General features: G+C 68.8%; 14 protein-coding genes. 7 read left to right on the top strand and 7 right to left on the bottom strand.

Annotation, left to right across the window (positions count from 1 at the left end; genetic code table 11):
• Positions 1–11 precede the first annotated feature (11 nt).
• From tilS to ABWP84_RS01515, 6 genes are all read right to left on the bottom strand, one after another.
• On the bottom strand, positions 12–1,280 hold the full coding sequence (gene tilS / locus ABWP84_RS01540) for a tRNA lysidine(34) synthetase TilS (protein WP_353210226.1): 1,269 nt from the start codon (positions 1,278–1,280) through the stop codon (positions 12–14).
• A complete protein-coding gene (locus tag ABWP84_RS01535; RefSeq protein WP_353210225.1) occupies positions 1,277–2,401 on the bottom strand; it encodes a CoA transferase in 1,125 nt (374 codons plus the stop codon). The genes tilS and ABWP84_RS01535 overlap by 4 nt, the downstream gene beginning before the upstream one ends.
• Before the next feature lie 129 nt (positions 2,402–2,530).
• Positions 2,531–3,391, bottom strand: coding sequence for a tetratricopeptide repeat protein (locus ABWP84_RS01530; RefSeq protein ID WP_353210224.1), 861 nt, complete (start codon positions 3,389–3,391; stop codon positions 2,531–2,533).
• Positions 3,391–3,867 (bottom strand): peptidoglycan-associated lipoprotein Pal, encoded by a 477-nt coding sequence (gene pal, locus ABWP84_RS01525; protein ID WP_353210223.1) that lies wholly within the window; start codon positions 3,865–3,867, stop codon positions 3,391–3,393. Before pal ends, ABWP84_RS01530 begins: the two co-directional genes overlap by 1 nt.
• A gap of 202 nt (positions 3,868–4,069) precedes the next feature.
• Positions 4,070–5,245, bottom strand: a complete 1,176-nt coding sequence (locus ABWP84_RS01520) for a UxaA family hydrolase (RefSeq protein WP_353210222.1) — start codon at positions 5,243–5,245, stop codon at positions 4,070–4,072.
• Between the two features lie 13 nt (positions 5,246–5,258).
• Positions 5,259–5,543, bottom strand: a complete 285-nt coding sequence (locus tag ABWP84_RS01515) for a UxaA family hydrolase (RefSeq protein ID WP_353210221.1) — start codon at positions 5,541–5,543, stop codon at positions 5,259–5,261.
• An 81-nt stretch (positions 5,544–5,624) separates the two neighbouring features.
• Here ABWP84_RS01515 and ABWP84_RS01510 point away from each other — a divergent pair, with 81 nt between their 5' ends.
• The 3 genes from ABWP84_RS01510 to ABWP84_RS01500 are packed head-to-tail and all read left to right on the top strand — an operon-like array spanning position 5,625 to position 7,458.
• Positions 5,625–6,479: a branched-chain amino acid aminotransferase gene (locus ABWP84_RS01510; RefSeq protein WP_353210220.1), complete on the top strand. Its 855-nt coding sequence runs from the start codon at positions 5,625–5,627 to the stop codon at positions 6,477–6,479.
• Positions 6,476–7,111 carry an RNA pseudouridine synthase gene (locus ABWP84_RS01505; protein WP_353210219.1) on the top strand — a complete coding sequence of 212 codons (636 nt, stop codon included), beginning with the start codon at positions 6,476–6,478 and terminating at the stop codon, positions 7,109–7,111. Before ABWP84_RS01510 ends, ABWP84_RS01505 begins: the two co-directional genes overlap by 4 nt.
• Positions 7,099–7,458 (top strand): hypothetical protein, encoded by a 360-nt coding sequence (locus ABWP84_RS01500; protein ID WP_353210218.1) that lies wholly within the window; start codon positions 7,099–7,101, stop codon positions 7,456–7,458. The genes ABWP84_RS01505 and ABWP84_RS01500 overlap by 13 nt, the downstream gene beginning before the upstream one ends.
• A gap of 15 nt (positions 7,459–7,473) precedes the next feature.
• Here ABWP84_RS01500 and ABWP84_RS01495 read toward each other — a convergent pair whose 3' ends face one another.
• Complete coding sequence (locus tag ABWP84_RS01495; RefSeq protein ID WP_353210217.1) at positions 7,474–8,067, bottom strand: YqgE/AlgH family protein; 594 nt, start codon at positions 8,065–8,067, stop codon at positions 7,474–7,476.
• A 92-nt stretch (positions 8,068–8,159) separates the two neighbouring features.
• Here ABWP84_RS01495 and ABWP84_RS01490 point away from each other — a divergent pair, with 92 nt between their 5' ends.
• The 4 genes from ABWP84_RS01490 to ABWP84_RS01475 all read left to right on the top strand — a co-directional run bounded on the left by ABWP84_RS01490 (position 8,160) and on the right by ABWP84_RS01475 (position 12,269).
• Positions 8,160–8,642, top strand: a complete 483-nt coding sequence (locus tag ABWP84_RS01490) for a peroxiredoxin (RefSeq protein ID WP_353210216.1) — start codon at positions 8,160–8,162, stop codon at positions 8,640–8,642.
• Positions 8,643–8,725: 83 nt separating this feature from the next.
• Positions 8,726–9,895 carry a glycosyltransferase gene (locus ABWP84_RS01485; RefSeq protein ID WP_353210215.1) on the top strand — a complete coding sequence of 390 codons (1,170 nt, stop codon included), beginning with the start codon at positions 8,726–8,728 and terminating at the stop codon, positions 9,893–9,895.
• Positions 9,896–9,957: 62 nt separating this feature from the next.
• On the top strand, positions 9,958–11,469 hold the full coding sequence (locus tag ABWP84_RS01480) for a glycosyltransferase family 39 protein (RefSeq protein ID WP_353210214.1): 1,512 nt from the start codon (positions 9,958–9,960) through the stop codon (positions 11,467–11,469).
• Positions 11,466–12,269: a YdcF family protein gene (locus ABWP84_RS01475; RefSeq protein WP_353210213.1), complete on the top strand. Its 804-nt coding sequence runs from the start codon at positions 11,466–11,468 to the stop codon at positions 12,267–12,269. The genes ABWP84_RS01480 and ABWP84_RS01475 overlap by 4 nt, the downstream gene beginning before the upstream one ends.
• Positions 12,270–12,273 lie beyond the last annotated feature (4 nt).

Raw genomic sequence — 12,273 nt, 5'->3', positions numbered from 1 at the left:
ACGCGGGCCTTTCATATAAGATAGGTCGTATTGGCGCTGGGTGAATGCCCCAAATGCGCGAAACCGGCGAAAACTGTGCCAATCGGCCCGCCTTGTGGGCGGAAAGATAAGGATGGCACGGGGCTTCCCCAGCCGAGATGGGGCGCGGCGAGCAAATTTCCATCCCGCCACAGCGCCGGCAGGCCGGCCCGCAAGGCTGCCGGCCAGGGCGGATGTTGCGGCGGGGCCTGGGGATGGCCAGGGCCCAGCGCGCCCAGCATGCAGCCGGGCCAGGCTTCGGCGAGGTGAAAGCGGCCATCCCAGAGCGCGCCGGCCTCGGCGGCGATGGGGGGGGAGAGCAGCGCCGGTTCGCGCAGCAGCCAGCCATCCTCGCGCCACCATACGCCGCCCAGCGTGCCCTGGCCGGCGGCGAGAAGGCGGGCGATATCGGCCTCGGCCGGGGCATGCTCGGCGCCGCCCAGCGCGCGCAGCAGGCGGCCCAGAAGGGCCACCGCCACGGCATCACGGCCCAGCGCGGCGGCGTCGATCCGCGCCGCGCCGCAGGGCAGCAGCATCACCGCAGCGCCCAGGCGTTGCAGCAGCGCGGCCTCCATCCGGGCACGGCGGGTGGCGAAGGCTGTGGCGGCGGTGCTGAGGGCAGCCACCGCCGGGCCCTCGCCGCCTGGGTCATTGAGGCCCAGACGGGCGCGGTTGCGGGCGAAGGCGGGGTTGCGGTTGCTGGGGTCGCGCACTGGGGCGAGGGCGGCGGCGGCACAGATAGCCTCCAGCGCGGCCGGGGTGCTGCCCAGCAGCGGGCGCAGCAGCAGGGCCTCGGCCATGGGGCGGGAGGCGGCCATGCCGGCCAGGCCGGATTGGCCTTGGCCGCGCCCCTGTCCGTGGCTGGCGCGCAGCAGGAGGGTCTCGGCCTGATCCATGCGGTGATGGCCGAGCAGCAGCCAGGGGGCGCGCAGTTCTCGGCAGGCGGCCAGCAGCGCCTTAAGCCGCGCGGCGCGGGCGCGAGCCTGCAGGCTGGCCCCGCCGGCGAGGCCCAGGGGGATGACCCGGGTGGTGATCCCCTGCCCTGCCAGCATGGTGGCGACGCCGGTGGCTTCTTCGGCGCTTTCGCGGCGCAGGCCGTGCTCAGCGACCAGCGCGACCAGCGCCACGCCGTTTTCCTGCGCCCATTGGCGGGTGAGCAGCGCCAGCGCCAGGGAATGCGGCCCGCCGGAGACCGCCACCGCCACCCGCCCCGGCACCGGGCCGAAGCCCGCCATGGCCGTGGCGAAGGCCTCTTGCGTCATGGCCGGCGATATTCGCCCAGGGCCGGGGCCGGCGCGGTGATGGCGGGGCGCTGCCCTTGGAAGGAAAGCGGCAGGGCCACCAGTTGGTAATCTGTGCCCGGCACCGGGGCGAGCATGCCCAGGGCGGCGGTTTGCGGGTCGGCGGCCAATTCGGGGATGGTGTTGATGGGGGCGCAGGGGACGCCCGCCGCCTCCAGTGCTGCCAGCCATTTTTGCCGCGGGCGTTCCGCCATCAGCACTGCGATCATCGGCAGCAATTCGCCCTGGTTGGTCAGGCGGGCGCGGTTGGTGGCGAAGCGTGGATCGGCGATCCATTCCGGCCGGTCCAGCAGGGCGGCAAATTTGGCGAAGAGCCGGTCATTGCCGCAGCAGACCAGCACCGGGCCATCGGCCGTATCGAAACCCTGATAGGGCACGAAGGCGGGGTGACCGGAGGCGTGTTTTTGCGGCAATTCGCCCTGATTGACGAAGGCTGAGAGTTTTTGGCCCGCCCACATCGTCGCCGTTTCGTAGAGGCTGGTATTGACCACGCCGCCTTGGCCGGTGCGGGCGCGCTCGGCCAGGGCGGCGAGCGCGCCGATCACCGTCCACATGCCCGTGCCCTGATCGACCACCGAGGCGCCCATGCGGGTGGGCGGGCCATCCGGCGCGCCGGTGATGGCGGAGAGGCCGCAATAGGCCTGCAGCAGCGGCTCATAGCCGGGGCGGCGAGCGAGGGGGCCCATGTGGCCGAAGGCGCCCATTTCGCAATAGATCAGCCTGGGGTGGCGGGCGGTGATGGCGGCGGCGCCAATGCCCAGCGCCTCGGCCGCGCCGGGGCGCAAATTGTGCAGCATGATATCGGCATTGGCGAGTTCGGCATGCAGCGCGGCGATGCCTTCGGGCGATTTCAGGTCGAGGGCGAGGCTGCGCTTGCCGCGGTTGAAATCCTTGAAGATCAGCGCATCGCCATCGCGGAACGCGGCCCCCATCTGGCGGGCATCATCGCCGCCATCGGGTTTTTCCACCTTGATCACCAGGGCGCCGAGATCGGCGAAGATGGCGCCGGCGAAGGGGCCGGCCAGGACTTGGCCGAGTTCGACGATTTTGATGCCGGCGAGGGGTTTTGCGGTGAGGGGCATCTGAGCAACCTCAAGCGGCGGCAAAAGATGGTCAAGATGCCCAGCCGGCGCGGCCAAGTCACTCGAAGCTACAGAAAACTGAGTTTCCTGCCGGGGTGCTCGAGGGGCAGAGCCCCTCGACCTTCTCACCTACCGGCACTGCGCCCGGGCACGCGCCGCAGTCGCCCGCTCTTGCAGCGCGGCCGAGAGATTGGGGTGGTTGGAGCGCAAATCATTCAGCGTGTCGCAAGCTTCGCGCCGGTTGCCCAGGCCCTGGAAGGCGCCGGCCAGGCCGAGCAGCGCCTCGGGCGCGCGGGGCGAGGTGCGGGCGCGGCTATAGGCTTCGTTATAGGCGATGGCGGCATTCCCCCAGTCGCGCTTGCCGGTCAGGGCATCGCCGAGCAGCAATTGGGCATTGGCCTGCTGGGCGCCGCTGCGGGTGGCGAGGGCTTCACGCGCCGCGGCCTCGGCGGCGGGGAAGTCGCGCCGGGCGAGGGCGGCCTGGCCGTCGGAGAGCGCACGCTCGGCGGTGCGCGGGGGCGCGACGGCGGGCGGCGGCACGACGGGTGCGGAGGGGGCCGTGGGGCGGGCGACTGCGGCGGGCGGTGCGGCTGGCGTGCCGGGGCGGGCGGTGGTGCCGCTGCCCTCGATGCGTTGCAGCCGGTATTCCATATCCTCGGTCAGTTTTTGCACATCGGCGGCGAGGCGACGGTCACGGTTCTCCGCCTCATCCACCCGGCCGCGCAGGCGGCGGGTTTCCTCTTCCATATTGCTCACCCGATCGAGCAATTGGCCGAGCATTTCATTGCCTGCGCCACCGCTTCGGCTGGGGGCCGTTGCGGGGGCGGAGACGGCGCCGCCGCGGGCGCGCAATTGCTCCAGCTCCTGGCGCAATTGCAGGAGCTGGTTTTGCAGTGCGATCGCCTCACGCGAGTCCATCTGGGCACGCGCGGGTGATGGCGGGCCCGCCAGGGCCAGCAGCATCATTCCCGCCGCGATGCCCAGGCGCATCAGCGCACAACCGTGACGGCGCGGCGGTTCTGCGCCCAGGACGTCTCATCGGAGCCCAGCGATTCCGGGCGGTCCTTGCCGAAGCTGACGGTCTGGATGCGGCTGCCCGCCACGCCGGAGGCCACAAGCACGTCGCGCGCGGCATTGGCGCGGCGCTGGGCTAGGGCGAGGTTGTATTCGCGGGTGCCGCGCTCATCGGCATGGCCTTCGACGGTGACCTGGTTCTGGGCGTATTGCGCCAGCCAGCGGGCCTGGCGCTCCAGCACGGGGCGCTGATCGGCCTGGATATTGCTGCGGTCGGTGCCGAAGAACACACGGTCACCGATATTGGCGCGCAGGTCTTCCTGGCTGCCGGGGCGAATCACGCCCGCATTGGCATCGCCGGTGCCGGAGGTGGCGGCGGTCTCAGGGTCGGAGGCGCAGGCCGAGAGCAGGGCTGCGGCGGCAAAGGCCACCAGGAATTTCGGTGCGGTCATTGTTGATCTCCTTTGAGCGGCGCTGCGCGGCGCAAGTGGGCGTCGCGGCGCAAGTTATGCTGCACTGCAGGCTCGCTACAGGCTGCTCGTGGCGCAATCAAGGCAAAAACTTGTCACGGATTGCAACCCAGCTTTGCAGCCCAGGCTTTGCAACCGATGGCAGGCGCAAGGCACCGGCCATCGGTTGATCATCGCCGTTGCTTCAAGCGCTTTCGTAGAGCCTGGTGAGGGAGAATTCGCGATGGCCGAGGAGTTCGGCCGCCGTCAATTCACCATCCGCGGTGCGCAGCATGCAATCGAGCAGCGCCTCGCCGGCATCATCCATATTCATGGTCTTCTGCAGCAGGCCGGTCACGTCCACGTCCATGTGTTCGCTCATGGTGCGTTGGGTGCGCGGGTTCGCCGTCAGCTTGATGACCGGCAGGATGGGGTTGCCGATCACATTGCCCTGGCCGGTGGGGAAGAAATGCACCGCATAGCCAGAGGCGGCGCAGAGGGTGACCATTTCGGCCGCAGCGGAGGAGCTGTCCATGAACCACAGCCCCGGATAGGTCGGGTCCTCGGCCTTGTCCAGCACGCCATCGACGAGGCAGTGCTTGCCGATCTTCTGGATATTGCCGAGCGCCTTTTCCTCGATCGTCGTCAGGCCGCCTTCGATATTGCCCTTGGTGGGCTGGCTATCGGAGAGGTCGGAGGTCTTGTTCTTTTCGATCAGCGCCTGGTAGCGGTCGAACATGAACATGAAGCGGTCGCGGATCTCGGGGGTGCGGCAGCGCGCGGCCACGAGGTGTTCGCCGCCGGTGATCTCGGAGGTTTCGCCGAAGACCAGGGTATTGCCATTGGCCCAGAGCTTGTCGAAGGCATTGCCCACGGTGGGGCAACTGGCCAGGCCCGAGGTCGTGTCGCTCTCACCGCATTTGGTGGAGACCCAGAGCTCGACGATGTCGGTCTTGGTCTTCTTCAGGCGTGAGGCGTGCTTCACCAGCCGGTAGGCGGCGCGTGAGGCGGAGGCGATGGTGTTGATGTCGCCATTCTGCTCGATGGCGAAACCCTCGACCGGCTTGCCCGATTTGGCGATGCCCTCGACGATGGTGCCCGTCCAGCCCGGCTCGATGCCGATGACGATGACGCCGGCGACATTGGGGTTGCAGCCGGTGCCGATCAGGGTGCGGAAATGCAGGTCCAGATCGGCGCCGAATTGCAGGCGGCCATAGGAATGCGGGATGGCCATCGCACCCTTGATGTTGTTCGCCACCGCCTCGGCGGCGGCGTTGGACAGATCATCGACGGGCAGGATGATGACGTGGTTGCGCACGCCCATGCGGCCGTTTTCGCGGCGCCAGCCCTCGAAGGAGGCGCCCTTCAGGTTGATACCCATGGTGTCGTTTCCCCTACCAGCGCTTGGTCTTGACGTTGTGGACGTGCAGATGCTCGCCCGCGGCGATGTCGGCGATAGCTTTGCCGATATCCACACCGTATTTGATGATGGTGTCGCCGGCCTTGATCGGCTTGATGGCGATCTTGTGGCCGATGGGGATGTCGGATTTCGCGTCGAAATCGATCATCTTGTCCTGGTCCATCACCCAGCCCTGGATGCGGTTGGAGGCGGTCAGCCCCTCCACCACCACCACGCCCACGCTGTCGCCTTCGTCGTGGACGACGAAATGTATGGTCATTGCACTTCCTCCCTGCGCAGCGGGCACTTTAACCCCGGGCGCGGGCGTGGCAATCAAGCTGGGTCAAAAAGGAGCAGGGCAATGGCGGGCGTGTACTGGTATGGTGGCGAGTGGTCGGATCAGGAGCCCAAGGTTATTGGGCCGATGGACCATTGCTTCTGGCTGGGTTCGGTGATTTTTGACGGCGCGCGGGCCATTCGTGGCTATGCACCCGATCTGGAATTGCATTGCGCCCGCTCCATCCGCTCGGCGCTCGCGCTCAATATGCGCCCCACCCGCACGGCCGAGGAGATCGCGGCGCTGTGCCGTGAGGGCATCCGCCGGATGGGGCCGGATGCCGAGCTTTATGTCCGGCCGATGTTTTTCGTCCGCTCGGGTCTCGGCGCCGCCCGGCCGGACCCCAGTAGCACCGATTTCATCCTGGCGATCTATGATGCGCCGCTGCCTCCCTGGGCTGGTTTCTCGGCGATGATGGCACCCTTCCGCCGCGCCGCCATTGATATGGCGCCCACCGATGCGAAGGCGAGTTGCCTCTACCCCAATGGCTCGCGCGCGGCGGCCTGGGTGCAGGAGCGTGGTGCCGATAATGCCGTGATGTGCGACCCGGCGGGCAATGTGGCGGAATTCGCCTCGGCCAATCTTTGGTTCGGCAAGAATGGCGTGGCCATCACGCCGGTGGCCAACCACACCTTCCTGGCCGGCATCACCCGCAAGCGCATCATGGGCCTGTTTCGTGAGGCCGGGGTGCCGGTGGAGGAGCGCGCCGTTTCGGTGGCGGAGCTGGAGGAGGCGGATGAGATTTTCTCCACCGGCAATTACGCCAAGGTGCAGCCCTGCACCCGCTATAATGGCCGCGAAATGCAGATCGGGCCGCTGACCACGCGCGCTAGGGAGCTGTATTTCAACTGGATGGAAACCACGCCGAAGCTGGTGTGACCCCCAAGATCCTCTTCCAGTCCGACACCGTGCTGGTGATCGACAAGCCGGCGGGGCTGGCCGTGCATCGCGGCCCGCGGGGTGGGCCGAGCCTGGAAGATGACTTGCCCGCGCTGCAACAGGGCAAGCGGCATTTGCCCCAGCCGGCGCATCGGCTGGATCAGGACACGGCGGGGTGTTTGGTGCTGGGCCGCACCAAGCCGGCGATGGCGGAGCTGGGCGGATTTTTCGCCCGGGGTGAGGCGCGAAAAACCTATTGGGCGGTGCTCGGCGGCGCCGTGCCGGGCGAGGATGGGCGCGTTGATGCTGCCTTGCTGAAGACCAGCACAGCCAAGGCAGGCTGGCGGATGGTGGTGGATGCCAAGGGCCAGGCGGCCTCGACCCTGTGGCGGGTTTTGGGCCGTGGGGCTGGGATGAGCTGGGTGGAGTTTCAGCCGCTCACCGGGCGCACCCATCAATTGCGCGCCCATGCCGCGCATTTGGGCCACCCGATTCTGGGCGATGCGCGCTATGGCGGTGGTGAGGGTGCCATGCAGTTGCTGGCGCGGCGGATTGTGTTGCCGGGGGGCATCGATGTCACCGCGCCGGTTCCGGCCCATATGCTGAGGGCGATTCGCGCATGTGGTGGCTGATGCTGCTGGTGCTCGCCGCGCCGGCCGCAGCGCAGCGGCCGTTTTGCGATTTTGGCCAGGCTGTGGGCGGGCTGCGCGGGGCGGAGCAGCGCCTGGGCGCGCCGGGTGCTGGGTTGCTGGCGGGGCGGGCGGCGGCGGGTGAGGCGGCTGCGGCGCTGGCCAATGCCGAGGCCGGTTTCAGCCGTTGCCAATGCCCGCACCTCGCCGAATTGGCTAGCGAGGCGGCGCGCTGGGCCGAGATTGCCGCCGCGCATGCCCTGGCGGCCGAGGTTTCGGCCAGCATCGCCCAGGCGCGGTTTCGCGCCGGGCTGGCGCGCCAGGCGCTGGAGCGGGATGGCTGCCGGTAGGGCTCGTTGTGGCGCCTATGCCCGGCCGGCGGCACCGCTCAGCAGCAGCGGGTCAATCCGCAGCTTGGCCAGGGCCTGGCGCCAGGCATCCTCGGGGCGGGTGACGTAGAGCAGCGTGTCATCGGGTTCGACATTCAGCCAGGCATTGGCGGCGATCTCGGCCTCAAGCTGCCCCGGGCCCCAGCCGGCATAGCCCAGGGCCAGAACGCATTCGCGCGGGCCGCCACCGCCGGCGATGGCCTTGAGCACATCCACCGAGGAGGTGAGGCTGATCCGCCCATCGACCGAAACGGAGCCCTCCGTCGCCCATTCGCCGCTATGCAGCACGAAGCCGCGGCCGCCATCCACCGGCCCGCCGGAGAGCATGCGGATGCTACGCGCCGGCGGCACCGGCTCCACCCCCAATTGCTTGAGCAGCGCGTTGAAGCTGAGTTTTTGCAAGGGGCGGTTGAGCACCAGGCCCATCGCCCCATCCTCGGAATGGGCGCAAAGGCAGATCACGCTGCCGGCGAAATTCGGGTCGCTCAGGCTGGGCATGGCGATCAGCAATTGGCCGGTCAGCCATGCATCCTGGGCTACCGCGCGGGGGAGGGAGGATTTCCTGGCCATGGTGGGAACATGGCGGCGCCTTCCCGCGGGTGCAAGGATGACATGTGGGCCACCTGCGGCTACATCCCTCCCACAACCCACAGGAGATTTCCATGAGCATTCAGGTCGGCGACAGCATTCCCAGCATGAGCCTCATGCAGGGCACGGCGGAGGGGCCAAAGGGAATCACCACCGAGGCGCTGTTTGGCGGCAAGACCGTGGTGGTCTTCGGCGTGCCCGGCGCCTTCACCCCCACCTGCTCGGCCAAGCACCTGCCCGGCTTCGTGCAGCACGCCGCGGCGTTCCGCGCCAAGGGTGTGGATGCGATTGTCTGCATGGCGGCCAATGACGCCTTCGTCATGGGTGCCTGGGGCAAGGATCAGGGCGTGGGCGAGAATGTGGTGATGCTGGCCGATGGCTCGGCCGCCTTCACCAAGGCGCTTGGCCTGGAACTGGACCTGACGGCGCGCGGCATGGGTGTGCGCTGCCAGCGCTTTGCCATGGTGGTGCAGGATGGCCGGGTCAGCCATGTGGCCGTCGAGGCGCCGGGCGCCTTTGAGGTGAGCAAGGCCGAGACCATTCTGGCCGCGCTCTGAGCGACAATACCGCCGGGGCACCGCCCTGGATTCTCGACATATCCCGCCTGCTTGCCTCGGCCCGCCGTGGCAGGCCGGCGGGAATGGAGAGGGTGGAGCTGGCCTATGCCCGCCATGTATTGGCGCGGCCGGGCGGGGTGTTTTGTGGCAGCGACGCCTTTGGCCGCTTTGGGCTGATCCCGCGCGATGAGGTGGTGGCGCTATTGGCGCCGGGGGCGGATGCGGCGGGGCTGGCACGGGGTATTCAGCAGCGGCTGATGCTAGGCGGGCAGCGCCGCCTGCTGGCGGAAGCAAGCCGGCCGGGGGCGATTTTCAGCATTGTGGCGCATCAGGGGCTGCATCGCAGCGGCGCGATTGCCCGGCTGAAGCGGGAAGGCGCCCGCTTTGTGCCGGCAGTGCATGATATTATTCCACTTGAATATCCGCAGAGTACGCGTTGGCTGCAACGCCGACTGAGCCATGCCCGCATGCGGGTGGTGGGGCGCGAGGCGGATGGCGTGCTGCTGTTCAGCCAGAGCGTGCGCGGCGCGCTGGCGGCCTGGCTGACGGGCCAGGGGCTGGCCATGCCGCCAGCACTGGTGGTGCCGCTGGGGCTTGATCTGCCCTTGGCCGGCGCGGTCTTGGCCGGGGGGGCGCCGTATTTCATCTGCATCGCCACCATTGAGCGGCGAAAGAACCACCGCATGCTGCTCGATGCCTGGGCCCGGTTGGGGCCTGGGGCGCCGCGGCTCATTCTGGTCGGCCGTCGCAGTTTTGGCGCTGGGGAGGCGCTGGCGCTACTCGATTCCAGTGCGCTAGGCGATAGGGTGGAGGAGCGCGGCCATGCCTGTGATGGCGAATTGGCCGCGCTGCTGGCCGGCGCGCGGGCCCTGCTGCTGCCCACGCTGGCCGAGGGGTTTGGCACTCCGGTGATCGAGGCGCTGGCGGCGGGGGTGCCGGTGCTGTGCTCGGATATTGCGGTGCTGCGCGAGGTGGGCGGGGTGGCACCGGAGTATCTGCCGCCCGACAACCCTGCCGCATGGGCGGCGATGATTGCCGCCTATACCGTGGCCGATAGCCCGGCACGGGCGGCGCAGATGGCGCGTCTGGCAGGCTGGGCGCCGCCCGCATGGTCCGGGCATTTCGCCGCGGTGGAGCGGTTTTTGGCCGATTTGGTGGCGGGCGGCCCGCATCATGCCCAGGGGCGGGCCGAGGGGCGGGCCCAGGGGCCTGCCCAGGGGCGGGCCGAGGGGGGCCGTGCCACGGGCGGGTGAGGCCATGGTTGCGATGCGGCCCTGGCCGTCGCACAACAGCGCAGCATCCCGATGAGGCCCGCTTGACCCCGCAATCGCTTCCACCGCTGAGCCGCCGCTGGTGGGCCGCCCTGGCCGCCCTGCCGGTGCTCGTGCTGGCGCTGCGTGCGCTGGGCTTCCTGCCCTCGGTGATGGATTGGGATGAAAGCCTCTACGCGCTGCAGGCGCGGGAATGGCTGCATGGCGGCTGGCCGCTGGTCGCCGCCTGGGACATGCACCCGATTGGCGCGCCGGCCATGTTCGCCGCCACCATGCAGGTCTTTGGCCAGAGTATTTTCGCCATTCGCCTGCTGGGGGTGATGGCGGTGAGCGCCACGGGTTGGGCGCTGTTCTTCGCCGCGCGCGCGGCGGGCTTGGGGCCGGCCACTGGCTATGCCGCGGCGCTGCTCTATGCCGGCCATAGCCTGATGCCGGGTGGCATGTCGGTGAATACCGAATTGCTTTTTGCGCCCTTCACCACGGCGGCGATGGCGCTGGCCATCCATGGTGTGGCCCGGCCCGAGCTGCGGCCGGGCTGGGGGCGGCTTTGCGCCATGGGGCTGCTGGTGGGCTGGGCGCTGCTGATCAAGCCGGTGGCGGTGGCCGAGGGCTGCCTGGCCTTTGCCCTGCTGGTGGCCGCCCCCTGGCGGCTGGGCCAGCTTTCGCTGGCGCGGGTGCTGGGCTTTGCCGCCGCCTATGCCCTGCTCTGCGCCCTGCCCACGCTGGGCTTTGGCGTGATCTATGCGGCGATGGGGGAGCTCGACGCCTATCTTGATGGCACCTTCTATGCGCCTTTCCGCTACGCCCAGGGCGCGGCGGGGGGAGAGGCCGTCTGGCGCATCGCCAGCACCATCGCCACGCTGCTCTGGCCGCTGCTGCTGGCGCTGGCCGGGGTGATGCTGGCGCGGGGGGAGCGGCTGCGTGTGATAGGGCTGCTGTGGTTTCTCGCCGCCACGCTGGCAGTGGCGGGGCCGGCGCATTTCTTTCCGCATTATTTTTTAATCTGGCTGCCGCCGCTCTGCCTATTGGCGGCCCTGGGCTTGCAGGCCCTGGCGCGCCGTTTGGCGCCGGGGCGTATGTCGGCGACCATGGCGCTGCTGCTGGGGCTGGTGGCGCTTGACCCCTGGCGGCTCGACAGCGCGGCACGGCTGGAAAGGGGTGCGACTCTGCTGGCCCCCGATGTGCCGGCCCGGGTGGCGGCGCTCATTGCCGCCGAATTGCCGCCTGGCGAAGCGATTTTCGTGCCGAATTACCAGCCGATTGTCTATTTCCTGGCCCGGGCGGGGATTCCCACCCGCTTCCCCTTCCCCATCCACCTCACCGGCGCCTTTGCCAACCTCGCCGGCGCTTCCACCGATGGCGAGGTTGGCCGCATCCTGGCGACGAAGCCGCGCTTTATCGTCATTGATCGGGGCTATTGGGGCACCATGCGCCCGGCGGCGGCCAATGCCATCGCCGCCGCGCTGGAGGCTGGCTATGGGCTGGCCTATGTCTTCCCCGATGAGCGCAACATGATCGAGTTGTGGCGGGTTCGCGGCGGGGATGGCGGCGAATGATCGCGGATGGGCTGTTTCTGCTCTCAAAACTATCCTGGCTGCTGCTGCGGCCCAATACCCTGGCGCTTACGCTCGCCACCATTGGCATGCTGGGGCTGTGGCGGCGGCGGGAATGGGCGCGCTGGCCGGCCTTGCTTGGCATGGGGTGGTTTTTGCTCATTGCCGCAACACCCCTCGCCACTTGGCTGACCTGGCCGCTGGAAAACCGCTTCAGCCGGCCCAGCACCCCGCCGGCGCAGGTGGATGGTGTGGTGGTGCTGGGGGGGGCGGTGGATCAGGCGCTCACCTATGCCCGCGGCCTGCCATCGCTCAATGGTGCGGCCGAGCGGATGACCGAGGCGGTGGCGCTGGCTTGGCGATACCCCGCAGCGCGGGTCGTCTTCACCGGTGGCAGCCCCAGCCCGCTGGGCGATGCGATGACGGAGGCGGCCGTGGCGGCCCGGGTTTTCAGTGATCTGGGCCTGCCGCCGGGGCGGGTGCTGCTGGAAAGCCAGGCCCGCAACACGCATGAGAATGCCACGCTCTCACGCGTTATTGCCGCGCCGCGGCCGGGCGAGACCTGGCTGCTCATCACCTCGGCCAGCCATATGCCGCGGGCGATGGGGGTGTTTCGTGGCGCGGGTTGGGGCGAGATTATCGCCTGGCCAGTGAATTATTCCACCGGGGTGAGCCATTTCTCGGGCTATGACATGCCGTTTCCGGCCCGGCTGGGTCAGGCGGAATGGGCCTTGCGGGAGTATATCGGCATGGCGGCCTATTGGCTGATGGGCCGCTCCCCGGCGCTGTTTCCAGCCCCCTGAGACG

Origin of the sequence: Rhodovarius sp. (genome assembly GCF_040399605.1) — a bacterium.
GTDB lineage: Bacteria > Pseudomonadota > Alphaproteobacteria > Acetobacterales > Acetobacteraceae > Rhodovarius > Rhodovarius crocodyli_A.
The sequence above is the reverse complement of the archived record's forward strand: the minus strand, read 5'-3'. Positions and strand labels throughout refer to the sequence as shown.